The sequence below is a fragment of the Pseudonocardia sp. CA-142604 genome (assembly GCF_050948475.1).
GTDB lineage: Bacteria > Actinomycetota > Actinomycetes > Mycobacteriales > Pseudonocardiaceae > Pseudonocardia > Pseudonocardia alaniniphila.
Genome location: NZ_CP192045.1, coordinates 4,095,544 through 4,121,174 on the forward strand (window position 1 = coordinate 4,095,544; position 25,631 = coordinate 4,121,174).

The following is a 25,631-nucleotide window of genomic DNA, read 5'->3' on the forward strand; positions in this document are numbered from 1 at the left end:
TCGGCGTCGCCGGTCCTTTCAACCGATTCCCACCCTGCCGGTGACCTCTCGGAGATAGGCGAGGTTGTCGCGCACACGTTCCGCCAGCGGCAGCTCCGTGGAGAAGTCCTCCACCGTCACCCAGCCGTCGTAACCGATCCGGGCGAGCGAGGAGAACAGCAGGTCGTAGTCGGCCACGCCCTCCCGCATGGGCGCCCACTCCCAGGTCCAGCGCGTGCGGTTCGCCTCCTCCACCCGCTCCGGCCTGGGCACCGCGTTCTTCACGTGTACGTGGGCGAGGTGCTCGCCGAGGATCTCCAGACTCCAGGGGTCGTACTCGTACCCCTCTTGAAGCATGTTGCCGATGTCGTGGATGACGCCGACGGTCTCCGGGTCGAACCCTTCGACGAACCGTGCCGCCGCCGACGCGCTGGAGATCAGCGACTGGTGGTGCAGCTCGATCAGCGCCCGTACGCCGTAGGTCCGGGACAGCTCCGCGACGGCCTGGAACTCCTTCCGGCGCTGCGCGAACGCTGCGCGGTACCCCTCGGGTCCCGGCGTTCCGGTTTGCACCCGCATCTGCGTGACGCCGAGCGCGGCCGCGCCCCGCATCAGGCCCTCGATCGCGTCGAGCTCGTCGGATTTCACGTAGGTGCCGATCGAGGGGATACCCAGGCCGGCCTGCTGCGTCAGCTCCTTGATCCGAGGCACGTCCTGCTCGAACGTCGACGCGGGCCAGGTGCACCTGTTGCCCTGCCAGAAACCGACGTCGCCGGCGGTGGGTTCCTGGTCGACGACACGCCACTCGATGCCGTCCCAGCCCTGCTCGGCCAGCTCGCGCACGGCTTCCTCCGGCGTCCAGTCCGGCAGGCTGACGGTGAAAACGGCGAACTTCATCCCAGCACCTCCTTGAGCTCGACCGGCCGCCGAGTTGCAGCCGACTCGTAGATTCCCCGGATCAGCGCGAGCGTCCGGGTGGCCTCCTCCACCGTGACGAGAGGAGGGCGGCCGTCCGCCACCGCGTCGAGGAAGTGCTCGAACTGCACGGTGTGCGACGTCGTGCCGGCCCGGGGTGTTGCGGACTCGGCCGCGGTGAGCACGGCTTCGGCGTCGTTGGCACCGCCGTTCGCGCCGTAGGCGTACGCCGGGCCGTCGCCGTCCGTGGCGTGGAAGTAGACGAGCTCGTTGCGGTCGATCACGGCCGACCCGCGGTCGCCGTGGACCTGCACGCGGGTCGTGAGTCCGGGGTAGGCGGCCGTCGTCCCGTGGACGATCCCGAGCGCGCCGCCTGCGAACCGGATGGTGGCGACTGCGGTGTCCTCGACCTCGATCCGCTCGTGGGCGAGGCGGTCGGCGTAGGCGAACACCTCCAGCGGCTCACCGAGGAACCACGTCAGCAGGTCGATGGTGTGGATGCCCTGGTTCATCAGGGCGCCGCCCCCGTCAAGCTCGATCGTGCCGCGCCAGCCGCCGGAGTCGTAGTAGTCCTGGCTGCGCCACCACGGCATGAGGGCGACGCCCGACGTGATGCGGCCGAACCTGCCGGCCGTCAGTGCATCGTGGACGATCCGGCTGGCCAGGTCGTGGCGGTGCTGGCTGACGACCATCGCCGTCCGGCCCGAGCGGCGCTCCGCTGCGAGCACCCGGCGGGCGGCGTCGAGGGTGACGTCGACCGGCTTCTCGATGATCACGTGCTTGCCCGCGTCGAGCGCTGAGACCGCACCGTCGGCGTGTAGCCCGCTGGGCGTGCAGATGGTCACGGCATCGACATCGGGCCGGGCGAGGGCCTCGGTGATGGAGGTCGCCGCGTCGACGCCGTACTTCGCAGCGAGGGCCTCTGCCCGTTCCGGCACGGTGTCGACGGCCACGGCGAGCGACGCCCGTGGTGCCAGACCCGCGATCGTCTCGGCGTGGGTCGTGCCGATCACTCCGCAACCGATGATCGCGAATCGCATTCCTGTCCTTTCGCCGGCGTGCGGGTCACACCTGTCGAGGCTGCTGTGCGTGCTGCTTCGAGATCGATCTTCAGCCGGTCCTCGACCGGGACGCTCGGGTCCGAGTACTGGCCGGACAGGCAGATCGGACCGGTCCAGCCCATCCGGTCCAGCTGCTCGAAGACCGCGGACCAATTCGAGAGTCCGTCCGAGCCGTGCACGAACCACGGCTTCCAGGCCCCACCGACCGCCGACCGGTCCGGCTCACGAGGCACGTAGACGACGTTCTTGAGATTGACGATGCCGAGCCGGCCGGCCACCAACTCCAGGGTGACCCGCGGATCGTCCCCCGCGAGCGCGTCGTGGGCGGCGTCCCAGATCACGCGGAAGTGCTCGGGCGGGAGACCGTCGAGCAGGTCCAGCACGCCCAGCACGGACGAGACGAAGCGCCCGTGGTGCGGCTGCACCCCGACCTGCACGTCGTAGCTCTCGGCGAGGGGAGCCGCGGCTTCGAGTCGCTGCCGGACGCGGCGGACCGAGAGGGCATAGCCATCAGGACCGAGGTCGGCCATGACGCGGATGAGCGGCACTCCGGCGGATCGGCAGGCTGCGAAAGTCGACTCGCCGAGGTCACCGGCGATGCTGATCACCTCGACGCCGTGGCGGCGCAGCTCGGCGACGAACCCGGGCAACCGCTGCTCCGCCTCGGCGGAGGTGACGAACGCACCCTCCCGGACGGGCACCTCGGCGCCGCTGAAGCCGAGCCCGGAGACCAGCCGCCCGAGCGAGTCGGCGGGCATGGCCGACCACGGTTTGGTGAAGACGGACCAGAGATGTGTCATCGATCAGCGGCCTCCGAGTCCGCTCATGGTGATCCCCTTGACGAACCAGCGCTGGGTGAGGAAGAAGATCACGATCAGCGGCACCGTCGTGATCGTGGCGGCCATCAGCAGCAGGTTCCACTGCGTGCCGTTGGTGTCCTGGAAGACCTGCAGGCCGACCGCCACCGTCCGGGTCGCGTCGCTGTTGGAGATGACCAGCGGCCACAGCAGGTTGTTCCACTGCCCGATGAACTTGAACACCGCCAGGGTGGCGATCGCCGGGATCGCGAGCGGCAGGATCACGCGGGTGAACGCCTGCCACCGGTTCGCCCCGTCGAGGCGGGCGGCTTCCTCGTAGTCGCGGGGGATCCCGAGGAAGAACTGGCGGAGCAGGAAGACACCGAGCGCCGTGAAGGCGTGCGGAAGGATCATGCCCGGCCAGGTGTCGATCCCGCCCAGCTTGGCGACGAGCACGAACTGGGGGATCAGGGTGACCTGCGAGGGGATCATCAGGGTGGCCAGGTAGACGCCGAACAGCCAGCGGCGGCCGGGGAACTCGAGCCTTGCGAAGGCGTAGGCCGCGAGCGCCGCGGTGGCCGTCTCCAAGAGCGTCGTGCCGGCAGCGAAGATCACCGTGTTGATCAGGTACTGGCCCAGCGGCACCAGGCCGAAGGCGCGTTCCAGGTTCTCCGGATGCCAGCTGGTGGGCCAGAACGACGGCCGGGCCGCCATCGACTCGGCGTCGGACTGGAAGCCGACCAGCACCATCATGACCACCGGGATCAGCGTGACAGCGGTGACGAGGAAGCAGGCGAACACCACCAGCTTCCGCACGACGACGGGCGAGCGCCACGAAGCCGTTGTGTGCCGGGGCGCCACGGCGGGTGTCGACGCCAGGTCAGTTGTCATAGTGGACGAGCCTCCGCTGGAGGACGAACTGGATCGCGGTGATCACCGCGATGAATGCGAAGAGGACCAGCGACTGCGCCGCGGCATATCCCTCGTCGTAGTTCTCGAACCCGGTTCGGTAGATGTACATGACGAGGGTCGTGGTCTCGGATCCCGGACCGCCGTTGGTCATGATCAGTGCCTGGTCGAACACCTGGAACGAGCCGATGATCGAGGTGACCACCACGAAGAAGGCCGCGGGTGACAGCATCGGGAGCGTGATGTTGCGGAAGCGCTGCCATGCGTTGCTGCCGTCCACTGTGGCTGCTTCGTAGAGCTGTTGTGGGATGGCCTGCAGCCCGGCGAGGAAGACCACCATGCCGAAGCCGAAGCTCTTCCAGACGCTCATCGCGATCAGGGCAGGCATGGCCCAGGTCTCGGAGACCAGCCATTCCGGCCCGGTGATCCCCACGAGACCGAGCACGGCGTTGATCAGGCCGCCGTCGGGTATGTAGAGCCAGATCCAGACGAAGGCGACGGCCACGGTGATCGTGGCGTAGGGCAACAGCAGCAGCGAGCGGAACACCGCCACCCTGCGTAGGCCCTGGTTGAGCAGCAATGCCAGCGTCAGACTCACCAGGATGGTCAGCGGCACGCTCGCGAACGTGAAGTAGGCGGTGTTGCCCAGCGCCGACCAGAAGGTGGGGTCGCCACCGAGGCGCGCGAAGTTCCGCAGCCCCGCCCAGGACGGCGGGCTGAACAGGTTCCACTCCAGAAGCGAGATCACGCCTGCCGCGATCACCGGTCCGGCCGTGAAGATCACGAACCCGATCAGGCTCGGCAGCAGGAACAGCCAGGCGGCGAGCGTCTGTTTGTCACGTTCGCGCCAGCGGGGCCTGCGGGCCGGGTCCGTGGGGGAGCTTCTGGACGTACCCGACGGTCCGGCAAGGGTCTGGACAGCCACGGTGTCCCTCCTTGGATCGCGCGGCGGATGGTCAGCAGATCGGGGATCAGGCGTGACGCGACGCTGCCTGCCGCACGTTGTCCTGGTGCTGGCTCATCAGGACGTCGAGGCGGGGGGTCAACGCGTCGATCGCGTCGCGGACCGTGACCTGACCGAGGAACGACCGGGGCAGATCCTGGGCCAGCAACTGGCGGATCTGGTTCCAGTTGGTGGTGACGTCGAACGGGTGCCCGCCCGCCATCTCGCCCGCCAGGATGCGTTGCACGATGCCGAGGTTGTCCGGCGGCGGCCGGAACGCCGTACCGGCGGAATATCGCGCCGGGTTGTTGCGGCCCGCTTTCGCGTAGATGTCGAGGGCTCCACGGCTGGTCAGGGTCTTGAGCAGCTTCCAGGCGAGGTCGAGGTCGCTGTCCGCGACACCGGCCGGGATGGCGAAGCTCGACCCCGACACCCGAGGCAAGCTGCCCGCCGGACCGGCCGGGAACGGGATGATGTCCCATTCGAACTCGGCCTTGCGCGCGTTCACCACCTGCCACGGCCCGTTCTGCATGAACGCGACGTTGCCCTCGAGGAAGTTGGCCAGCGCGTTCTCGGTGACCAGGTTGGTGATCGGGGGAGTGGTCCGGTGGCGCACGAACAGGTCGACCACGAACTCGATGGCCTCCATCGCTTCCGGTGCTCCGAGCGCACTGGCCGTCGCGTCCGCGTTCATGACGTTGCCGCCCGCCGAGTAGATCCACGACACGAGGTCGTCGATCGCGGGGGCGCACGTGAACCCGTACTGGTCTGCCGGCCCGCTGAGCTCGATCGCCAGTTCCCGGAGCTCTGTCCAGCTCATCGGCTCGGTCGGCGACGGCGGGGCGATCCCGTGGGCCGCGAGCAGCGACTTGTTGTAGTAGAGCACCGTCGGCGCCACGTCGAACCCGATCGCATAGGTGCGGCCGGCGAAGGAGGAGATGGAGCGGATGTCGGGGTAGAAGTCCTCGATGTCGAAGTCCGGGTCCTGCGCGATCAGGTCGTCGAGAGGCCGGTGCGCACCCCGTGCGGCGTAGGTGGGCAGCAGCCAGCCGTTCACGGCGGTGACCAGGCTGGCCGTCCCGCTCACGAGCTGCAGGTCGAGCTTGGTCGGGTACCCGCCCGACGGTGTGAGCGTCGGGATCGACGGGACACCCAACTGTTGCTCGACGTACGTGCTGAAGTCGGCCCAGACCTCGGCCTCCGTGGCGCTGCTGGACCACATCGACCAGGTGGCAGCACCGGCGGGGCGCGACGAGCAGCCGCTCAGGATGCCGGTGGCGGCGAGCCCACCCAGTGCCGACCATTTGAGCAGGTCGCGGCGCGAGAGGTGCTGAAACATCGTTGTCTCCTCACGATCACCTGGTGGTCAGATGAAGATCAGGTCCCTCGCGCCGGCACGGATCCGGTCCTCGTCGACCTCGACACCGAGTCCGGGGCCGGTCGGGACCATGGCGACGGCCTTGGTGATCGTCAGCCCCTCCACGTACAGGTCGGACAGCAGCTCCGGCCCGTTCAGCTCGGCAGGCAGCGCGAGGTCGAGCTGGCTGAACAGGTGCAGGGCCGCGGCGAACCCGACCCCGCAGTCGGTCAGACCGCTCGCCAGGAGCTCCAGGCCGCTCGCGAGGGCGACCTGCGCCGTCTTGAGGGCGTTGCGGATTCCACCCGACTTGCAGATCTTGACCACCGCGAGATCCGCCGCGTCCAGGCGGACAGCGCGCGCGAGGTCGGATGCGGTGAAGCTGCCCTCGTCGATGGCGATCGGGAGGTCGATCATCGACCGCAGGCGCTGCATGGCGAGCGTGTCCGTGCTGGGCACCGGCTGCTCGACGCAGTGGATGCCGGGCACCGATGCGACCGCGTCGAGCAACTGCCGCAGCGCGCTCGGCCGGTAGGACTGGTTCGCGTCCAGCCAGATCGGCTTGCCGCCGGCGACCTCCGAGACGGTGGTGATCACGGCCGTGTCGGCGTCGAGATCACCGGCGATCTTCACCTTGTATGCGGCGTAGTCCGACGACTGCTCCGCGCGTTCGCGCACGATGGACGGGCGGTCCACGCCGATGGCCGAGCAGAGCGGGATCTCGTCCTGGTTCTTGCCGCCGAGCAGCGCGTGGACCGGAACCCCTGCCAGCTTTCCGGCGGCGTCGTGCATGGCGATGTCCACGGCCGCCCGCGCGAACGGGAAGCCGTTGGACACCGAAGGGCTCAATCTGCGGTTGGCCGTGGCATGGAAGAGCTCGACGTCGAACGGCGTGAGCTCGAGCAGGATCGGTTCGAGATACCGCTTGATCACGACGGCGATGGTCTCGGCGGTCTCGTAGCTCCAGCTGGGCAGCGCTCGCTGCTCACCCCAGCCGACGACACCGTCCTCCGTGGTGATCTTGACGAAGACGACCTCGCCGGCGTGGTCGGGGGTGCCGACGGCGCCGCTGCCGATGACGAACCCCTTGGCGAAGGGAACGGCCACGGCGAAGACCTCGACCGACCTGATGCGAGACATGCTGACGACGGTCCTTCCGGGGTGATCAGGCGGCGATGGACCAGAGAGCGGGATCGACGAAGCTCGGCCCGCGCACACCGCCGTCGAGCCACCGAATGACGTCGGCCATCACGTAGCCGGCCAGCGCCAGATGCCCTTCCACGGTGTCGCCCGCGATGTGGGGGGTCAGCAACAGGTTCGGGGCGGCCAGGACATCGGCGGCGAGGCGGGGCGGCTCGGGGTCGTAGACGTCCAGCGCCGCGAACAGCCTGCCGGCCACGACCTGTTCGAGCAGGGCCTCCTGGTCGATCGCCGGGCCCCGCGAGGAGTTGACCACGATCGTGTTGTCGGGAAGCTGGTCGATCAGCTTGCGGCTGACCAGGCCGCGCGTCTCCGGGACGTCGGGCACGTGGATCGACACGAAGGAGCACTGCAGCGTCTCCTCCAGCCCGGCACTGCGAACGCCGAGCGCGGCGGCCCGGTCCGCGTCCAGATACGGGTCGTACACCACGACGTCGCAGCCGAACGGCTTCAGCAGAGTGATCAGCGCTCTGGCCGTGGAGCTCGCGCCGAGGATGCCCACCGAGCGGCCGCTGATCTCGTGCCCGCGCAGGTGGCCGGGCTTCCAGTCGCCGGCTTGCATGGTCGTGTGGAACGGCGGCAGCCGCCGGGCCATGGTGAGCATCGCGGCGAGGCAGTACTCGCCCACGGACAGCGCGATCCGTCCACCCGCGGAGAAGACCGCCACGCCGTGGTCGAAGACCACCGGGTCCACCAGCTTCTTCACCGAGCCCGCCGCGTGGGCCACCGCGGAGGGGCCGTGGCCGTCGGCCCATATCGCCGCGTCCAGCGGCGGGGTGCCCCAACTGGTCAGCACCACGTCGCTGCCCGCAACGAGATCGGCCAGCTTCCCGGCGTCCAGCTCCGGACCTGCCCACGTCACCTCGAAGCGATCGTCGAGCAGGCGGCGGGTCTCGATGTCGCACACGTCTGCGGCGCGCTGCGGCGTCATGGCGACGGTGAGTCTGGACAACCTGGCTCCCCCAAACGGGTTCGTGAGTGACGTAGAGTGACGGTAAGGGCTTACCGCGATGCGCGTCCAAACCCGATTTCGTATCGACCGATACCGTCAGAGGTATGGATTTCTCCCTGCACCAACTTCGCGGATTCGTCGCGGTGGCGGAGGAGCAGCACTTCGGCCGGGCCGCGCGACGGCTCAACCTGACCCAGCCACCGCTGAGCAGACAGGTCCAGGCGTTGGAGGCGGCGCTGGGCGTGAGCCTGTTCGACCGCTCGGGCAGGGGAGTCCGGCTCACCGCGGCAGGCGAGGTCTTCCTGGAGCACTGCCGCCGCGTGCTCGCGCTGATCGACGTGGCGCCCGTCGCCACCCGCCGCGCAGCCGACGGCCAGACCGGCACCCTGCGGCTCGCGTTCACCGCCATCGGTGCGTACGCGGTGCTGGCCGACTTCCTGTTCACCGTGAACGAGCGCATCCCGGCCGCGAGCATCGAACTCACCGAGCTGGTCAGCCCCGACCAGTTCGACGGGCTCGCGGGTATGGACATCGATCTCGGCCTGGTGCGTCCGCCGATTCCCGAGCAGTTCGAGTCGGTACTGGTGCACTCGGAGGACCTGGTGCTCGCCGTGCCGGCCGGACATCCGCTGGCGGCCAGGGACCAACCCGTCGCGCTCGCCGACGTGGCAGAGGGTTACATCGGCTACAGCCCGGAAGGTTCGCGCTATCTCCACGACATCTGCGCCGCGATGATCGGTATGGACCGCTATGTCGTCAGCCAGCTGGCATCACAGGTGCCCACGATGCTGGCGCTGGTCCGAGCCAGGCTGGGATGCGCGCTCGTACCCCGCTCGATCACGGCGATGGGGGTCGAGGGCGTTCGGTATCTCGAACTCGTGGCTGCGAACGCCCGATCCGTCACGCTGCACGCCTGCTGGAGCCCGGACAACCCGAACCCGGCCTTGCAGCGCCTCGCCGAGTCGCTCCGGCGCGACCCACATGTCACCTTCAAGATCGGCACGAAATCGGCCGATTCGCCCTAGCCGGGGCGAGAACCCGAATCTGGGATCGATCACCGCGCCAAGATCGCTGCGAGATAGGGCTACGCGCCCCGGCGGGGGCGGAAACCCTGATCCCAGAACGATCATGCGGCGAGCCAGCATGCCGGCTGGGGCGGGGTCGATGGCGGTGATCGCCGCGAGTGTGGCCGATCAGCCCTATCGGGGGCGGAGATCCCGATCTCAGAACGATCATCGCGCGCGGCAGTGAGCACGAGCCCCCGGAGCCACGCCGGCGGGCGATGCGGGGGCTGTCACCGGGTCAGTGGGCTCCACCATGCCCTTCATCTCACCTGCGAACACCCGGGCGGACTGCCCGACGGAGCGGGCCATGTCAGGCAGTTTCTTCGTGCCGAAGATCAGCACGAGTACCCCGAGAAGAATGACGAGTCCCAGCCACCGAGGTTCGGCACAGTGCGTCCTTTTCGTTGATGGGCACCGACGAAGAGGGCGGCCCGGCGCGGTTGCGATTCCGCGTCGGGTCGCCCGTGGAGCGTGTAGGTCAGGAGTTGTCGTCGCTGGTGTTGATCTCGCCGTTGACGCCGTTCGGGAAGAAGCCGCCCTCGTTCACCGCCGCCGGGTTCAGGTAGACGATGTTGAGCACCTGGCCGGCGGAGCGGGAGAACGCGATGCCGTTCTTGTCGGTCGGCACGATGTTGACGTGGCCATGGTCGTCGACGATGCCCTGGTCCAGGTCGCTCTTGCCGTCGAGGCTGTCACGGGCATCCGAGACGGCCCCCGCGGGAATCTCCAGGCCCTTGGACAGCAGGACGGTGCGCAGGATGCCGGCGTGATACGCCTCGACCGCGAGAATGCCTGCAGCTGCCTCGAGGAAGGTCTTGTTGGAGATCAGCGGCGACGCGCCCTTGTAAGCGGTGACGCCCACGTCCTCGAACACGTACGCGCCGAGCAGGAAGTTGTTCTCGCTGGCGAACGGGTCGAACTCCTCACCTCGCTTGATCAGGCCAGCCGCCATGGCAGCCGCGTTGAAGGCATCGGTCAGGTTGATCTTCGGGCGGGCCACCTTGGCGTTGCCCAGAGCGCCACGCAGGAAGTCGACGTGTGCCCGCTCGTCGGCGGCGATCTCCTCTGCGTACTGCTTGCCCAGGTCCGACTCGAACCTGACTTTGTAGCCGCCGGTGACGCCACCGAGGTGACCGGAACCGTCGATCTGGTTGTCCTTCAAGCCCTCGCCGAACACGCCGCGCAGGTAGTACTCGGCCTCGAGGTACTCGAGGTTGAGGGCGAAGTTCAGCACGGCGCCGTCGCTCGGGCCCTTCTGCGCGCTTTCGTCGGCGAACGCGGTGCCCGCGGTGACCCCGAGTGCGCCCAGGCCGGCAACACCCACCCCGGTAATGCCGGCGGCACGCAGGAATCGGCGACGATCGATCGCGTTTTCCGAACTCCGCGTGATGGCGTTCTTGACGAATGCTTGATTGAACCCTTCGAACACTGCTTCTCCTCGATGCGAGAGGTGCCCTGGGTCGAGTTCCGACCCCGGGGTATCGGGCACGTCCGCCGTGCAATCGGTGCACAGCGCGGAGAGCCGCTACCTGACACACGTGTCGATCGTCTGAGTGGCGCTGATCCGATCGGGTGAATGCGAAAGGTGAAGGACGTGCCGTCCATCCCGGACGGGCGCGGTCTCGGACTGGTCGTGCTCCCGTCGAGTCATCGCGGTCGGCTCGGGGCAACCCGGCTCCCGGGCCCTGGCAGTGGGGCTGCGACGGGGTACGGGCGGGGCGAGCGAGCACATCATCGGCGGCCGCCGATTGCGGCGGAGAAATTCGCATATGGGGGCTCGACGCGAAGTCCGTGCGGAACTCGAGTGTGCTCTCGCAGCTGAAGCCAGTTGCCCTGCCTTCGATGCAGGTCAATTTCTGGACGTCACTCGATCGGGTGGGTTGCGCATCACGTGATGGCGCACTGAGGCGTTATTCTCACCAGGTTCGAACCGAACAGTGCTGTGCTCCGAACAAACGGATGTGAGGATCGCGGTGGTGGCCGATGTCGCCGACAATCCGGACGCCCCGGACCAACGGGCCCGAGCCGGCGCCGCCGCTCCGGGTATGCGTGCTGACGACCGGTCCGACGAGGAGTTCGCGCAGGCGGTCGTGACGGGTGTCGAGTCCGCATTCGCCGCGTTGTATGACCGTTACTGTCGGCGCGCATACTCGCTCGCCCGGCGCATCTGCGTTGACGAGGGGATGGCCGAGACGGTGGTGCAGGAAGTGTTCCTCGCCTTCTGGCGGGAGCCACGGCGCTTCGATTCCGACTGCGGCAGCTTCGGCCCGTGGATCCTCACGCTCGTGCATCACAGGTCGGTCGACGCGGTGCGCCGGGAAGCCACAGTTCGGCACCGGACCGAGCCCATCGGCGACCGCGGCAGGCAACGAGTGGACGTACCGGCTCCGGCTGCGGGCCACGAGGCGTCGCGGGCGGTCCCACCAGGACGGATCCGGAACGCCCTCGGCGCGCTGCCGGCCGACCAGCGCCGGGCACTCGCCCTGACTTACTACGGCGGCTACACCCAGCGCGAGGTCGCCGCGATGACACGCGTCCCGCTCGGCACGGTGCAGTCGCGGATGGTCAGCGGCGTGCAGCAGCTGCGCCACGTACTCGGCCTGGTGCCGGGCAACGCCTCCCCCGGCATCCGGCGCGGTGGCGCCCGGTGACCGGCCCGGTCGACGCGAACGAGCTGCGGTCGTGTCCGATGAACGATCAGGCCGTCGGCTGGGCGCTGAATGCGCTCGAACCCGACGAGGAACAGGCGATGCAGGCCCACCTGCCGGGCTGCCGTTTCTGCCGGGACATCGTGCGGGAGACCGAACTCGTCATGGGGGAGTTGGCGACGTCCGTTGAGCCGGTCGACCCGCCGGCCCGCCTGCGCGACAACATCCTCGCCCAGGCGGCGCGGACCCCGCAGCTGGGCCGGGAGAAGACGCTCGCCACGGGGCGACACGCCGGGCTGATGGCCTCCGATTCCGGGTTCCCCGCCAACGACCGGCCGATCCTGCGTACGCAAGCGCATCCACACCGGCGGTGGTTGAGCGCGCGTCTCGTGGCCATCGCTGCCGCGGTGGCGGTGGTGTTCGGTGTCGGAGGCCTTGCCGTGTACACCGCGCAGGTGCAGCAGCAACGTGACGCCCAGATCGCGCAGTCGCAGTCACTGGCCGACCTCGTCGCTCAGCTGGACCGGCCCGGCACCAGCCACGCCATGCTCGGCACCGACGCAGGCCGAACCCTCGCGGCCGTGCTCGTCACCGCCTCCGACTGGACGGTGGTGACCACGGGCCTTCCCCCGAACGACCGCAACGACACGATCTATGTCCTGTGGGGGCTCGGAGCCGGCGACCCCCGTCCCCTTGGTTCCTTCGACGTCACCGCGCCCGGATCCGGCGTCCAGGGCATCGACCGTCCCGCCGACGGGCCGTCCTTCTCCAGTTTTGCGATCTCGCTCGAGCCGGGCCGTGACGTGCCTGCCGCGCCCACCGCCCTTGTGGCCCACGGAGCGGTGCACAGCTAGCGCAGGCACTCGTGGTTGAGCGGCCGCGAGCGCGCATGTATCCGCAGCTCGTCAGGGGCGCGCGTGAACACCGATGCCACCGGAGACGACAAGGTTGTCGCCGGTGATGTAGTCGGCGGCATCCGAGGCGAGAAAGGCCACGGCCTCGGCGATATCGGCCGGAGCGCCGACGCGTCCGAGCGGGACGTCCTGAGCCCAGGAGTCGATCATTTCCCGGGAGACACCCATCTTGCCGTAGGCAGGGGTGTCGATCAGTCCCGGGCTGACGGCGTTGACGCGGATGCGGCGGGGGGCGAGCTCGAGCGCGAGGGACCGCATGAGGGGCAGCAGAGCGCCCTTGGCGGCTGTCATGGCGGGTCCGAGCCCTTCGCCGGCGCCTACGGTGAACACGACCGAGGCGCCCTCGTTGAGGAGTGTGAGCGCCTTTTGCAGGGTGAAGAAGGCGCCCTTGACGTTGATGTCGAACAAGGCATCGAAGGCGGCTTCGTCGGTTGACTCGATAGGGCCGGGTCGGGAGATGCCCGCGTTGAGGAAGAGCAGGTCGAGGGAGCCGAATTCCCGGCGCGCCTGCTCCATTGCGTGGTCGATGTCCGGCAGGGACCGTGCGTCGGCCCGGACGACCGTGACGTCTTCGGGAAATCCGGCGCCGGCGAGGTTGCTGACGCCGGTGACCATGACGCGGTAGCCGCGGGAGTGGAGCAGTTCGGCGGTTGCCTTGCCGATGCCGCTGGTTCCACCGGTGATCAGCGCTGCGGGTGCAGACATGGTGCGTTCCTTTGCGTGCTTCTGGGAGGTGGGTGATCGGTCAGCGGCTACGTCCGTGGGGCAGCAGGGTGTGCCGCGACGGTCACGGATGGCAGCGTACGTCAGTTTGGCAGTCACTGCCAAACTGCATGTTGGTGTCACTCTGGCAGTGCTGCGTTAACCTGGGCTCATGAAGCAGGAAGCCGAGACGGCGGGCGGTCCACCGGCCACGCTCTGGGACCGGACGCGGCAGCTGGCGTCCCGAGAGATCCTCGATACGGCTCTGCGCCTGTTCACCGAGCAGGGCTACGACGAGACGACCATCGCCCAGATCGCCCGAGAGGCCGGTGTCTCCCAGCGCACCCTCTTCCGCTATTTCGGTACGAAGGAGGACCTTCTCGGCGGCAACCAGGACCGGTTCGGGCAGGTGCTGACAGCCACGATCGGCGAACTGCCGGCCGAAGTCGGTGTCTGGGAGGCCCTGCGCGCAGGCGTCGCTGCCGTACTGGCCTTGCGCAACAGTCGCGAACAGGCCTTGGAGCGGTTCCGACTCCTGCACAACACCGCGTCGCTGCGTGCCGGTTGGCTCGAAAAGCGACTGCGCTTCCAGGAGGACCTGCTGCCGCTCGTCGAGGCGCGAATGGACGCCGTCACCGGCAGCGTGGACGCGAAGGCCCGGGCGGTGATCGCGACGGCGTTCGCATGCCTGGATGCTGCATCGATGACGTGGGTCGAGAAGAACGGCAAGGGCGACATCATGGATCTGTATGACGAGTGCCTGGCTGCGGTGCGCGGCTGACCAGCGGGTCGGGGCCGCTCGTTCGTGCTTGGGTGCCGGGCCGACGCCGCCGGCCCGGCACCCAACCCACCCGACACGACGTGTCGAGCCTGGCTGCCCGGTTCATGATCACCGGTTCGGGACCACGAACCGTGCCACGCCCTGCCGTAGGGCCCGAACCGACGATCACGCGCCGGGATCCGGCCGCGGGTGTCAGGTCAGCAGCCCCAGCGTGTACGCCAAGGAGATCAGCACGACGAAGACCGTGAGACCGAGCAGGATGGTCAGCCAGAGCCGTCTGAAGGTTCCTTGCATATTTCCCTCGCAAATCGATGGGGCTGCTGGTCGGCTACGCCACCGAAGCTGGTCCCATGGTGATCATCTGGTAGGTCAGGAACAGCGAGAAGGCGATGTAGAACATGGCGATCAGAATCATCACGGGCAGTCGCCAGCCCTTGAGCTTCGCGAACTCCGGTAGATGCCGGCGGTTGAGCATGATGATCAGCACGGAGTAGATCGCCATGACGAAGCCGCCACCGGCCGAGGAGATGATGAGGAGCAGGACCGGTTCGATGCCGGTCCAGATGATCCCTGAACCCGCGATGATCATGACCCACACCACCGTGATGTAGATCTTGCTCTCGCTCCAGAAGGTGCTGTCCTTCAGGAAGGTCACCTTCAGCGAGTCGCCCGCGAGCCTGCTCACGTAGTCGATGACGCCGATGTTGGTGGAGAAGAGCATCAGGAAGCCGGCGACGTAGAAGGCTGTGGTGAACCAGGGGCCGATGAGGTCTCCCAGTGCGCGGCCTTCCGCCTGGAGGAACGACAGTCCTTCCTCGAGGTCCGTGTTCGTGCCGATCGTCGAGACGACGAGGACGGAGAGGGAGACCAGCAGCAGCGCCCCGATGAACCAGAACGTGATGAGCTGTTCCCAGTTCGCGATGCGCCACCATTCCCGCCAGCGGCGTTCGTTCTCCTTCGTGGTGGGCACCATGTATCCGAGCGAAGGAGCCGCGACCTCCTGGCCGGTGACCGGGGAGACGATGTTGGGGATGTTGATCCCCATCCCCATGCCCTTGTCCCTGATGTAGTTGCTCTGCACGAGGTTGTTCGCACCGCCCGCGCCTGCGAAGACGATCGCGCCGAACAGCGACGCGGCGCCCAGCTGAGCGACGACGGCCGACAGGTTCCCGGTGACGTCGGGGATGTCGGTGACGACCTGCGCCCAGGCGTCACCCGTGGTGGCCACGGCTATCGCCGTGACGACGAAGACCAGGATGAGGGCGATCATGACACCCTCGACCTTCTCGAGTGTCTGGTAGATGACCGGCGAGACGGTCACCGCCAGGCCGATGGAGATGAGGAAGATGGTGGCGATCAGCGGGACGGCCGACTCGCTGAGGTTGAAGATGAACGTGAAAACGGTGGCCCCGCTGGAGGCCCAACCGGGCCAGGTGTTCGGCAGGATCGCACCCAGCACGAAGACGATTCCCCAGGGCAGCCACATCCGGGAGAATCCCGTGACAGCTGTTTCGCCCGTGATCAGGGTGTAGCGCTCGATCTCCATGTTGAGGAAGAACTGCATCGTGATGCCCACCACCGCGAGCCAGACGATCCCCAGGCCCACCTGTGTGGTGATGTAGGGCCAGAGCACCAACTCCCCGGACCCGAGCGCCGTCGCGGTGAGGATGATGCTGGCTCCCATATATCTCCGCAGGTTGCGCGGCTCGGGCAAGTCGCGATAACGCACCGCGGGGAGGTACTTGCTGGGCAGTTCGGTGGCAAGTGTGCTCGACTCGACGGACTCGGCCATGCGTCAACTCCTCTATGCGCTCTGCGCGGCCACCTCGGCCACTACCCGGTTGGAGAGTGCTCCGAGGCCTTCGACCTCGACCGTGATCGTGTTGCCGGGTTGTACCGGCCGGACGCCTTCGGGCGTCCCACTGAGAATGACGTCGCCCGGTTCGAGTGTGGTGAACCGCGTGATGTACTCGATGAGGAATGGGATCGGGAAGATGAGGTCCTTTGTGCGGCCGTCCTGGCGGCGTTCACCGTCGACGATGCAGGACACTCGGACGTCCGTGGGGTCGTACTCGGTCTCCACCCACGGCCCGATCGGGCAGAAGGTGTCGAAGCCCTTGCCTCGCGTCCACTGGCCGTCGGACTTCTGGATGTCGCGGGCGGTGATGTCGTTGCCGCAGGTGTAGCCGCCGATGACGTCCCAGGCATCGTCTGCCGCAACGGATCGGGCCTGCTTTCCGATCACGAGCACCAACTCCGCCTCGGGATCAAGCCGTCCGGAGATACGGGGATACACCACCTCATGGCCGGGCCCGACCACGGACGCCGGTGGCTTGAGGAAGAGCAGGGGCTCGTCGGGCACCTTGTTGCCGAATTCCTCGGCATGGGACCGGTAGTTGCGCCCGACGCAGAGCACGGTGCGGGGAGTGACCGGAGCCAGCAGCGTGACCTCGTCGATCGTCCCGACCTGCCGTCCGGTTGAGCGCAGGTCGACGAAGGGCGTTCCCTCGGCGGCGAGAACGACGCCGTCGGAGAGAACGCCCCACGATGGGGGGCCGGTCGTCTGATAGCGAACGATTTTCACGGGGTTTCCTTTCGCTCGGTCAGCAGTCGTTGTAGGTGTTGGTCCACAGCACACCCTCGGCCGGATCACCCGCGCTGGGCGTGATCTCGACGTCGTGCATCGTGGCGAGAGTGGTCTGCACGGCGCCGGCGTCGAAACAGCCGTTCTGGGAGAGCGCAGGCATCAGCGCGGCGAGCGTCTGCTGAATGATCCCGACGTCACCGGCCGACATCCGGTCGACGATCTCCGCGGCCGCGGCGTTCGGGTCGGCCGTTACCTGCGCCATGGCTGTGTTCAGTGCGCGGCTGAATGCGCGTGCCGGCTCCGGATTGTCCTCCGCCCACTGCCGGTTGGTGGCGAATCCGGTGTAGACGAAATTGGAGAACAGCGGCACGTCGCCCGCGGCGCCGTCGATGAGGACGGTGCCGAACCCTTCCGCCTGCGCGACGTACGGCGTCGGCGGGGAGAGTTGGTAGGCGTCGATCTGGCCGGTCTCCAGTGCGGCGAGCAGCGAGGCGCCGTCGCCGATCGCGATGATCTCTGCATCCCTCTCGGGATCGAGGCCGGCCTGCCGCAGGTAATAGCGCATGTATTTGTCTGTCGCCGCGCCCGGCGAGGTCACGCCGAGCCGTAGGCCCTTGAGCGCTGCATAGCGCTCCTCGATGCTGGACTCCCGGCTGACTCCGCGCTCCCGCGCCACATCCGGATTCATCACCAGCGCGAAGGTGACCCGTCCGACGAGGTTGTGCACCATGACGAGGCTTTCCTCGCCTTCGGCCGCGAGCGTGGTGAGATCGTCGAAGCCGATGTCGGCGTACTGGGCGCTGCCCGATACCACGGCCGCCACGCCGTCCGCGCCGCTCTGCAGCTCGACGATGTCGACGTCGAGCCCCTCGCGCTCGAATATGCCCTGCTTGTCGGCGACGTACAGCGAGGCGAGAAACGCGCTCGGCAGCGAGGTGACCGTGATCTTCGTGAGACCACCCGAGCTGGAATCACCCCCGCAGGCCGCGACCGGTATCAGCAACGCCAGTGCGCCCAAGATCGCGGACTGCCGTAGTCCTCTCATGGTCTCTCCCTCATGGCTGGATCGGACACCGGTCGCGCATGAGAACGGCTTCATCGGCCTCCGGCGAGGGGAGGCACGTCGATCGCGTGTTGCCAGCGCAGCGCGTTGCGCAGCGGGCGCAACATGAGATTCATCAGCAACACGATCGCGCTGAGCGAGAGCACTCCGGCGATCACGCCCGCGGTCGAGAAGACCGATGCGGCCTCCCGCGTGAGGTAGCCGAGCCCTCGGTTCGATGAGATGAACTCGCCGGTCACGGCACCGATCATCGCGGCAGGCAGCGTGATCCGCAGGGCGGCGAGGATGAACGGGGTGGCGCTCGGCAGCATGACCTTCCGGAACTGGTCCCGGCTGGACGCACCCATCACCCGTGTGACATCGAGCAGCCCCTGTGGGACCTGCTGAAATCCGGCGACGGTGTTGATGAAGACGATGAAGAAGACGAAGTATGCGGCGATGAGGATCTTCGGCGTCATGCCGATCCCGAACCAGAGGATGAACACCGGGCCCATGGCGACCGCAGGCACGGAGTAGGCCACGAGGAAGTACGGCTCGACGATGCGGTAAGCGAGTCGCACCATCCCCAGCGGCCAGGCGACCCCGACTCCCGCGACAGCACCGAGCAGATAGCCGACGAACGCTGCTGTCACCGTGAACTGGGCGTGGTACCAGAGCTCACCGCTCCACGCGAGCTCGGCCAGCGTCTGTGCCACCGCCGATGGAGAGCTGATGTAGAACGGCCGGATCAGTGTGCCCGACGCGAGTTCCCACCCGATCAGCGCGACGACGACGATTCCCAGGCGCGCCGTCGTGAGGAACCGCCGATGGCTGCGGCGAGCAGCCAGGTGACCGAGCCGCGCCCTCGCGAGTACCGCGGCGCCCGTGGAGCTGACGGTGTCGTGGGCCGGCGCGTTCATCCGTGCACCCTGTCGGTCTGCCACGGCATGAGCCGGGTCTCGCACAGTCGCAGCAACCCGTTGGCGGCCATCACCACCGCCGCGATGATCAGGATGCCGGCGAAGACCGTCTCGATGTCGAATGCGCGGGAAGCGCGTGCGACCAGGTATCCCAGCCCCTGCGTCGAGGCCACGAACTCGGAGAGCACCGCGCCCTCGATGGCCCTGGTGAAGGTGATCCTGATACTGGCCACAACGGCAGGCGCCGCGGAAGGCAGAACGATCTTGAGCAGGAGGTCACGCCTGCTCGCTCCGAATACCCGGCAGACCTGGAGCAGACCAGGACTCACCTCGCGGATCCCGGTGACCGAGTTGACGAAGACGATGAAGTAGACGAGCAGGGCGGCCATGATGAGCTTCGGCGTGTAGCCGAGCCCGAACCACAGGATGAACAACGGCGCCAGAGCGATCTTCGGGATCGAGTAGAAGCCGATGAGGAAGGGTTCGAACACCTCGTACCCGCGCCGCGTCTGGGCGAGAGCGAATGCACTCAGCAGGCCGAGTGCGGCGCCGACCAGGAAGCCGAGCCCCGCCTCGGTGAGGGTGACCGTGAGGTGTTCGATGATCTCGCCGTCGGCGAGCAGTTCACCGATCCTCGCGGCGATCGAGACCGGATCGCTCACATAACGCGGATTGACCAGGTACTGGATGCCGAACTGCCAAAACAGCAGGATCGCGATGCCGAGACCGGTCGTGCCGAGCCACAGGTGGACGCGCTCACGGTGCCGTCGGCGGTGCTCGGCTTCGGCTGCTTCGGCCAAGACCTCCCTGCCGCGATCCGCAGCGCGTTCCGTGGGTGCGACCTCGATGCTCACGTCGCGCCCCGTCCACGGGAGTTCTCGATTTCCACGCGGATGTCGGCCCACAACGCATCGTGCAACTCGCTGAAGCCCGGTGTCTCGTGGATTCGGAACGGGTCGCGAGGGCGAGGCAGGTCGACGCGATAGTCGCGCTTGATGGTGCCCGGACTACTGGTGAACACCAGGATTCGATCGCTCAGCGCAATCGCCTCGACGAGGTCGTGCGTCACGAACAGTACGGTCGGGCGAGAACGCTCCCACAGCTTGAGAAGCTCTGCCTGCAGGATCACCCGGGTCTGCGCGTCGAGCGGGCCGAAGGGCTCGTCCATCAGGACGACGGCGCTCTCGTAGACCAAGGTGCGGATGATTCCGGCGCGCTTGCGCATCCCGCCGGACAGTTCGTGCGGGTAATGGTCCTCGAATCCGGTCAGCCCGACGAGGCGGATGAAGTCATCGGCGCGTTTGCGTCGTTCGTGGCGTTCGACGCCCTGCAGTTCGAGGCTCAGTTCGACATTGCCCCGCAACGAGCGCCATGGCAGCAGATTGTCGTCCTGGGTGATGTAGCCGACCGAGGTGTTGATGCCGCGCACCGGGGAGCCGTGGTGCGCGACCGTGCCGTCGGACGGACTCGACAGTCCGGCCAGAAGGTTGAGGCAGGTGGATTTTCCGCAGCCGGACGGCCCGACCAGGCTGATGAACTCACCCGGCTTCGCATCGAACGTGACGTCCTGCAAGGCCAGCACCGCATCACTCCCGCGCCCCCGGCCGACGAACGCCTTGTAGACGTGGTCGAAGCGAACAGCGCTCGTCATCTCGGTCCGCGACTCTGCGGTCTGCATGGAACTCCTCGTCAGGTGCTGGATCGAGCGCCGTAGGACGTGAGGTCGATGTGCGGTACGGGGATTGTGGGGATGCCGATCTGGGGGAGGGGATTGCCGGCCTGCTGCCGGGGGCGGGGCCGGTCGTCGATCGTCATGCTGTGACCTCGGCGCCCGGCTGGTCGGGCGTCTCGTCGACGAGCGTGCTGACGGTTTCGCCTACCGAGCGTTTGTGCCACAGCGCGAGCTTCGCCGCCCGATTGGAGTCCCGTGCGTGCAGAGCCGCCATGATTCCCTCGTGCTCGGACTGGGAACGAGCCAGGTGTCCGGGAACCATCCGGAACACTCGCTGAAAACCGGAGTGGCGTTGCCAGATGTCCATGGTGAGCTCGCGGAGCATCTCGTTGCCGCAGGCGGCGACGATGGTCGCGTGGAACTCGCGATTGAGGTCGGAGAAATGTGGTCCGTCTTGTGCCTCGACCGCAGCGCGCATCTGCACCATCAACGCGTCGAGTGCATCGAGCTCGGCCTGGCTGATCCGTTCGGCGGCCAGGCCGGTGGCGATGCTCTCCAGATGACCGCGGATGAAGTAGGTCTCCTCGATCTCACGCCGGGTGAGCGTGGTTACCCGCGCACCGCGGTAGGGGACCATTTCGACCAACCCGTCACGCTCGAGCATCCGCAGCGCCTCTCGGACGGGGATGTCGCTGGCCTTGTACTGATTCGCCAGCTCGCGGAGCACCAGCCGGGTGCCGGCGATGAGCTCGTTTCGCAGGATCCGCTCGCGCAGCGCGCGATAGATGGTCTGTGACTTCAGGTCGGACACGTTGCGGTTCCCCCTGTGATCCGAGTCACCTGCAACATATCTGATATGATCCGGCCGCTCAAGGGATCTTCACACGCCGTTCTCCCCGATGCGCCCGCGATGCTCGGACCAGGTCGGACGGCCCCGATGCGCCGGTGGCGTGTCTGCCACCCCGGTGAGGCCTACCGGCGACCCGCCGGGGCCGGATGTCGCGGGCTACTCGCGGGCGATCACGAGAGTGGCCCCGGCAGCCAGGCGCGTCGGCCTGATCGATCAGTTCTGCGACACTGCCACGACCACGTTCGAGAACGAGTTCTGGTGCTCGCCGTCCACTGTGACCGGGCCGGAAGTGAAGATCCCGTACTGATCGCGGTTGACGGCGTTGTCCTTGACCTCGATGGACATCGAGTCGACCGTGCCGATGAAGATCCCGGTCCGCGAGGGGTCCTTGGCGGTGAAGTCCGCGTCACCGTTGACGTTGTTACTGCCGATTCGGTTTCGCGTGACCGAGTTGCCGTTCATGTACTGGCCGGTCTCGTGACTGTGCAAGGTGACGCCCGGGTGTCCGTTGTGGTCGATGATGTTCTGCGAGACGATGTTCCGATAGACGGCTCCGCCGTGCACCGGAGTGGCCATCTGTACCCCGGCGCCTCCGGTTTTCCCCTGTAGTCCGTTCCGGAAAATCGCGTTGTGCTCGATGATGTTGTCGAACACTCCGGCGACTCGGGGGTCGGGCACTCCGCCCGGAGCCCCGTGCTCGTTATGGCCGGCCAGGGTGACGCCACATGAAGTGGTGTTGTCGGCGACGATATTGCCCACGATCCGGTTGTGCGCCGTCGGCCCGGTCTCGTCCGAGAGGAGCACCCCTCCGGTGCCGTCGGTGATGATGTTGCCCCGGACGATGGCATGCGAGCTGCCCAGCAGATGGATGCTCTCTCCGCAGTCCGGACCGACCGGCAGGTGGCACGGTGGATAGTCGTTCGGTACCGGATCCGTCAGCCGCAGGCCAGTGTTGTTGCTGGCCACGACGTTGTCCGCGATCTCGGCACGGTCCGCGTTCTGCACGAGGATGCCCTCGCCGATCGCATTTCTCACGATGAGACCGGTGAGCGTGACGTCGGATGCGGTAACCGTGATGCCGTTGATCATGTTGGTGGCGTCGATCGTGGCATTCCCGCGACCGATGATCGTCAGCGGCTTTTGTACTGCTACGCCCTCGTGGTAGGTGCCGTCGCAGACGACGACGCGGCCCCCGGCCGCAACGGCCGCGACTCCTTTGTTGATGGAATCGTAGGCAGCGCTGGAGCAGTTGCGGCCGGCCGCATTGTCGGTGGCCGTCGTCGACACATACACGGTCTGCATCACGACAGAGGCGTGGCCTCCCGGCGTTGCCGTGAGGGCGCTCGCCAGAATGGCGGCGCCCAGCGCGAGAGCAGTCGCTCTCATGCCCACCCCCCCGGTGCTGGCGAGTCGAGCCAAGCAGGTGGTGTGGTCTATTAACAGATCACGTGGCGAACCGCACAACCGTGGGCGCGGTGCAGCGTGCACAGCGTTCTCGGCGGGGCTCGCCGAGCCGCTGGTCAGAGACGGAGCTGCCTGCGTGAGGTGACATTGAGCTTGCCGAAGATTCCTTGCATATGCCATGCCACGGTCCGGGGGCTGATGAACAGCCGGGCCGCGATTTCGGCGTTCGTGAGGCCGTCACGAACAAGCCGTACGATCTGGGTTTCTTGAGCGGTGAGCTCACTGCTTGTTTCGGCTGTGCGTCTGCGGGCGGTTTCGCCGGTTGCCCGTAGCTCACGGGCGGCGCGCTGGGCGAATCCCGCAGCGCCCATCTCGGTGAAGATGTCGTGGGCGGTGCGCAGCTGCACGCGGGCGTCGACGCGCCGGTTCTCGCGGCGCAGCCATTCGCCGTAGACGAGATGGGAGCGGCCGAGCTCGCCGCGGATGGCGGTGCGACCGAGCCGATCGATCGCCTCGCGGTAGCAGCTTTCGGCGGCCGGACCGTCGCTCAGCAGCGCGCGTGAGCGGGCCTCGACGCCCAGCCCCCAGTCGGTGCCACTGACCCGGGTCGTCTCCGCGAGCCGGTCAAGGGCGTCGGTGGCGGGCTCGGGCGTGCTGCACCTGGTGGACGCCTCGATGAGTTCGATCAACACGATCCAGGCTGCGGAGCCCACCACGGGTGGGTGTTCGGCTGCCTCTTTCGCCGCGGCGAGCGCGTGGTCGTAATGGCCGAGACTGTTGCAGAGCAACGCCTTCGCCCACCCGACGACGGTGAGTCCGATTCCCTCGCCCCGGCGTTGCACCTCCTCGGTCATGATGTCGATCTGGCGGAGGGTCTCGGCCTGCAACCCCTGCCAAGCGGTGAGCACCAGGCCGGGATCACGCACCCGGGGACTGTCGGTCGCTTCGGTGACCGACCTCAGCTCTTCGGTCAGCGAGGCGGCCGCCGACAGCTCGCCGACGAAGACGTGGGCCATGATGCGTGCGCTGAGGGCGAAGGGAAGCACCGCGAGCGCGCCGGCCTTGCGGGTCAGCTGGACGTGCCGGGTGGCGAGCACCTCCCAGGTTTCGTAGTCCCACACGTGGGCGGAAGTGCGGCTGGCGAGCCAGAGCCAGCGCAGCGCCTCCTCCTCGGAGAGTTCGGGGCTTCGGAAGGCGCTCAGTGCTCGCTTCACCATCGGCATCGCGGCGGCGTAACCGTCGGTGAAGCGTATGGCCAGGCCGTCGAGGAGTAGGTCGGACGCTCGCGGGGGAAGCGGGGCCGGAGGTGCGGCCCGTGCGGCCTCGGCCGTCTCACGCACGCCATCGCCGCTGGCCAACGAGCCGGCGAGCATGGCTGCCATCAGGGCGTCCAGGTAGGTCTCGCGGGCGAGCCGGGCGTCCAGCGTCGTGAGCTGCTTGGCCGCCTTGAGCAGGAGCGACGGCGCCGACCCGCCGCGATCGGTGGTCAGCGTGATCTGAGCGCGCAGCAGGTCGACCTGGGCGGACTGGAGCTCGCTCAGCGGGTAGGCCTGGGCCAGGGACAGGAGTCGCTCCGCCGCGTCGGACATGCCGGCCTGGTGGGTAGCGTGCGCGGCTGCCAGCATTCGCTGCGCCCGGCGCCCCGGATCGACGCTCAACTCGGCCGCCCGTTCCAGGAACGCGGCGGCCGCGGCGTACCCGCCGCAATCCTGTGCGCGGCCTGCCGAGCGTTCGAGTTCCGCGGCGATGTCCTCGTCGGCTCCGGATGCGGCCTGTCCGGCGTGCCAGGCGCTGCGGTTGGGGTCGGTGTCGGGATCGAGTACCTGCGCAAGAGCGTGGTGCGCGCGGCGGCGTTCCTCCGGGAGGGCTGCCCCGTAGACGGCCGAGCGCACCAGCGGATGGTGGAACCGCACACGGGTGCCGATCTCGAGCAGGCCTGCCTCCGCTGCTGGTCGCGCGGCTTCGAGCCCGATCCCGAGCTGTGCGGCTGCTCGGAGCACCAGCACCGGATCGCCCAGTGCATCGAGCGCGGCGACCAGCAACAGCTGTCGCGTCGCCACGGGGAGCGGCGAGAGCCGCTGCCGGTAGCTCTCCTCGATCCGGCGTGGCAGTGCCTGCGGACTCGGCAACCCGAAACCGACCGCCAGCTCGGCCTGGGTCATGCCTCGCGGCAGCTCGAGCAACGCCAGCGGGTTACCGCGCGTCTCTGCGACGATCCGGTCGAGAACGCGGTTGTCCGCAGGCCCGGGCAGCGCCGACCTCAGCAGCGCCCGCGCATCGTCGTCCGGCAGACCGGCGATCGGGAGCTGCACCAATCCATCGAGCTCCGCGACCTCGTCGGTGTCGCGCGCCGCGAAGACCAACCCCACCGATTCCGCCACCAGCCGGCGCGCGACGAACGTCAGCGCTTGGGCGGAGGCCTGATCGAGCCACTGCGCGTCATCGATCACGCAGATCAGCGGCCGCTCCCGGGCACCTTCGGCAAGGAGGCCGAGCACCGCCAGCCCGACGAGAAGACGATCCGGTCTGGAACCGCTGTTCATCCCGAACACGGTGTACAGGGCATCGCGCTGCGGATGGGGTAGCCGCTCGGCGTCGTCCAACAACGGAGCGCACAGCTGATGCAGCCCGGCGAAGGCGAGCTCCATCTCCGACTGCACACCGGATGCCCGTTCCACGCGACACCCTGGCGCCGCGTCCACCAGGTACCCCAGCAGGGCGGTCTTGCCCACACCCGCCTCGCCGCGAACCACGAGAGCCTGACTCCTGCCCGTCCGAACGTCCGCGACGAACTGGTCAAGCGCCTTGCGTTCGGTGTGACGGTCCCGCAACACAGGCATCACCTGCTCAGGTATTCGTCGACACCCCAGGGAGTTTCCGCGCCGTCCGACCTGGGCCTTAATACCCCAGGGGTACATCGGGGCGCCAGCAGCG

General features: G+C 67.7%; 25 protein-coding genes. 4 read left to right on the forward strand and 21 right to left on the reverse strand.

Going from position 1 to position 25,631, the window contains the following annotated elements; genetic code table 11:
- Positions 1-18: 18 nt before the first annotated feature.
- Genes ACQPZQ_RS18645 through ACQPZQ_RS18680 form a run of 8 tightly spaced genes read right to left on the reverse strand, consistent with a single transcriptional unit; the run spans position 19 to position 8,113 of the window.
- Positions 19-876 (reverse strand): sugar phosphate isomerase/epimerase family protein, encoded by an 858-nt coding sequence (locus ACQPZQ_RS18645; protein ID WP_433297450.1) that lies wholly within the window; start codon positions 874-876, stop codon positions 19-21.
- A complete protein-coding gene (locus ACQPZQ_RS18650) occupies positions 873-1,934 on the reverse strand; it encodes a Gfo/Idh/MocA family protein (protein WP_433297452.1) in 1,062 nt (353 codons plus the stop codon). The genes ACQPZQ_RS18645 and ACQPZQ_RS18650 overlap by 4 nt, the downstream gene beginning before the upstream one ends.
- On the reverse strand, positions 1,904-2,755 hold the full coding sequence (locus tag ACQPZQ_RS18655) for a sugar phosphate isomerase/epimerase family protein (protein WP_433297454.1): 852 nt from the start codon (positions 2,753-2,755) through the stop codon (positions 1,904-1,906). Before ACQPZQ_RS18655 ends, ACQPZQ_RS18650 begins: the two co-directional genes overlap by 31 nt.
- 3 nt (positions 2,756-2,758) lie before the next feature.
- Positions 2,759-3,643, reverse strand: coding sequence for a carbohydrate ABC transporter permease (locus ACQPZQ_RS18660; RefSeq protein WP_433297456.1), 885 nt, complete (start codon positions 3,641-3,643; stop codon positions 2,759-2,761).
- Positions 3,633-4,586 (reverse strand): carbohydrate ABC transporter permease, encoded by a 954-nt coding sequence (locus ACQPZQ_RS18665; protein WP_433297458.1) that lies wholly within the window; start codon positions 4,584-4,586, stop codon positions 3,633-3,635. Before ACQPZQ_RS18665 ends, ACQPZQ_RS18660 begins: the two co-directional genes overlap by 11 nt.
- 46 nt (positions 4,587-4,632) lie before the next feature.
- Positions 4,633-5,943 (reverse strand): ABC transporter substrate-binding protein, encoded by a 1,311-nt coding sequence (locus tag ACQPZQ_RS18670; RefSeq protein WP_433297460.1) that lies wholly within the window; start codon positions 5,941-5,943, stop codon positions 4,633-4,635.
- Positions 5,944-5,970: 27 nt separating this feature from the next.
- The gene (locus ACQPZQ_RS18675) at positions 5,971-7,101 is read right to left on the reverse strand and encodes a mandelate racemase/muconate lactonizing enzyme family protein (RefSeq protein WP_433297462.1); all 1,131 of its coding nucleotides are present in this window, start codon (positions 7,099-7,101) and stop codon (positions 5,971-5,973) included.
- 25 nt (positions 7,102-7,126) lie between these two features.
- Positions 7,127-8,113, reverse strand: coding sequence for a hydroxyacid dehydrogenase (locus tag ACQPZQ_RS18680; RefSeq protein ID WP_433297464.1), 987 nt, complete (start codon positions 8,111-8,113; stop codon positions 7,127-7,129).
- A gap of 104 nt (positions 8,114-8,217) precedes the next feature.
- Between ACQPZQ_RS18680 and ACQPZQ_RS18685 the strand changes: the two genes are divergently transcribed.
- Positions 8,218-9,138, forward strand: coding sequence for a LysR family transcriptional regulator (locus ACQPZQ_RS18685; RefSeq protein WP_433297466.1), 921 nt, complete (start codon positions 8,218-8,220; stop codon positions 9,136-9,138).
- 207 nt (positions 9,139-9,345) lie between these two features.
- On the opposite strand, the gene ACQPZQ_RS18690 is transcribed toward ACQPZQ_RS18685, so the two are convergent.
- Together ACQPZQ_RS18690 and ACQPZQ_RS18695 are read right to left on the reverse strand one after the other, a co-directional pair.
- A complete protein-coding gene (locus tag ACQPZQ_RS18690) occupies positions 9,346-9,519 on the reverse strand; it encodes a twin-arginine translocase TatA/TatE family subunit (protein WP_433297468.1) in 174 nt (57 codons plus the stop codon).
- Positions 9,520-9,655: 136 nt separating this feature from the next.
- Positions 9,656-10,606: a ferritin-like domain-containing protein gene (locus ACQPZQ_RS18695; RefSeq protein WP_433297470.1), complete on the reverse strand. Its 951-nt coding sequence runs from the start codon at positions 10,604-10,606 to the stop codon at positions 9,656-9,658.
- A 547-nt stretch (positions 10,607-11,153) separates the two neighbouring features.
- Between ACQPZQ_RS18695 and ACQPZQ_RS18700 the strand changes: the two genes are divergently transcribed.
- Positions 11,154-11,828, forward strand: a complete 675-nt coding sequence (locus tag ACQPZQ_RS18700) for an RNA polymerase sigma factor (protein ID WP_433297472.1) — start codon at positions 11,154-11,156, stop codon at positions 11,826-11,828.
- Between the two features lie 38 nt (positions 11,829-11,866).
- Positions 11,867-12,679, forward strand: coding sequence for an anti-sigma factor domain-containing protein (locus ACQPZQ_RS18705; protein WP_433297474.1), 813 nt, complete (start codon positions 11,867-11,869; stop codon positions 12,677-12,679).
- A 51-nt stretch (positions 12,680-12,730) separates the two neighbouring features.
- Here the strand turns inward: ACQPZQ_RS18705 and ACQPZQ_RS18710 are convergent, their stop codons facing one another.
- Positions 12,731-13,444 (reverse strand): SDR family NAD(P)-dependent oxidoreductase, encoded by a 714-nt coding sequence (locus tag ACQPZQ_RS18710; RefSeq protein WP_433297476.1) that lies wholly within the window; start codon positions 13,442-13,444, stop codon positions 12,731-12,733.
- 169 nt (positions 13,445-13,613) lie between these two features.
- Between ACQPZQ_RS18710 and ACQPZQ_RS18715 the strand changes: the two genes are divergently transcribed.
- Positions 13,614-14,222, forward strand: coding sequence for a TetR/AcrR family transcriptional regulator (locus ACQPZQ_RS18715; protein ID WP_433297478.1), 609 nt, complete (start codon positions 13,614-13,616; stop codon positions 14,220-14,222).
- Between the two features lie 328 nt (positions 14,223-14,550).
- Here ACQPZQ_RS18715 and ACQPZQ_RS18720 read toward each other — a convergent pair whose 3' ends face one another.
- From ACQPZQ_RS18720 to ACQPZQ_RS18765, 10 genes are all read right to left on the reverse strand, one after another.
- Positions 14,551-16,014, reverse strand: a complete 1,464-nt coding sequence (locus ACQPZQ_RS18720) for an Nramp family divalent metal transporter (protein WP_433297480.1) — start codon at positions 16,012-16,014, stop codon at positions 14,551-14,553.
- A gap of 12 nt (positions 16,015-16,026) precedes the next feature.
- Positions 16,027-16,806, reverse strand: a complete 780-nt coding sequence (locus ACQPZQ_RS18725) for a fumarylacetoacetate hydrolase family protein (protein WP_433297482.1) — start codon at positions 16,804-16,806, stop codon at positions 16,027-16,029.
- Between the two features lie 19 nt (positions 16,807-16,825).
- Positions 16,826-17,854: an ABC transporter substrate-binding protein gene (locus ACQPZQ_RS18730; protein ID WP_433297484.1), complete on the reverse strand. Its 1,029-nt coding sequence runs from the start codon at positions 17,852-17,854 to the stop codon at positions 16,826-16,828.
- 50 nt (positions 17,855-17,904) lie between these two features.
- Positions 17,905-18,771: an ABC transporter permease gene (locus tag ACQPZQ_RS18735; protein WP_433297486.1), complete on the reverse strand. Its 867-nt coding sequence runs from the start codon at positions 18,769-18,771 to the stop codon at positions 17,905-17,907.
- On the reverse strand, positions 18,768-19,625 hold the full coding sequence (locus tag ACQPZQ_RS18740; RefSeq protein ID WP_433297488.1) for an ABC transporter permease: 858 nt from the start codon (positions 19,623-19,625) through the stop codon (positions 18,768-18,770). The genes ACQPZQ_RS18735 and ACQPZQ_RS18740 overlap by 4 nt, the downstream gene beginning before the upstream one ends.
- A complete protein-coding gene (locus ACQPZQ_RS18745; protein ID WP_433297490.1) occupies positions 19,622-20,449 on the reverse strand; it encodes an ABC transporter ATP-binding protein in 828 nt (275 codons plus the stop codon). The genes ACQPZQ_RS18740 and ACQPZQ_RS18745 overlap by 4 nt, the downstream gene beginning before the upstream one ends.
- Positions 20,450-20,460: 11 nt before the next feature.
- A complete protein-coding gene (locus tag ACQPZQ_RS18750; protein WP_433297492.1) occupies positions 20,461-20,586 on the reverse strand; it encodes a hypothetical protein in 126 nt (41 codons plus the stop codon).
- Entirely contained in the window at positions 20,583-21,254 is a 672-nt protein-coding gene (locus ACQPZQ_RS18755; RefSeq protein WP_433297494.1) for a GntR family transcriptional regulator, read from the reverse strand. Before ACQPZQ_RS18755 ends, ACQPZQ_RS18750 begins: the two co-directional genes overlap by 4 nt.
- Before the next feature lie 252 nt (positions 21,255-21,506).
- Positions 21,507-22,712, reverse strand: a complete 1,206-nt coding sequence (locus ACQPZQ_RS18760; RefSeq protein WP_433297497.1) for a right-handed parallel beta-helix repeat-containing protein — start codon at positions 22,710-22,712, stop codon at positions 21,507-21,509.
- A gap of 101 nt (positions 22,713-22,813) precedes the next feature.
- The gene (locus ACQPZQ_RS18765; RefSeq protein WP_433297500.1) at positions 22,814-25,615 is read right to left on the reverse strand and encodes an ATP-binding protein; all 2,802 of its coding nucleotides are present in this window, start codon (positions 25,613-25,615) and stop codon (positions 22,814-22,816) included.
- Positions 25,616-25,631 lie beyond the last annotated feature (16 nt).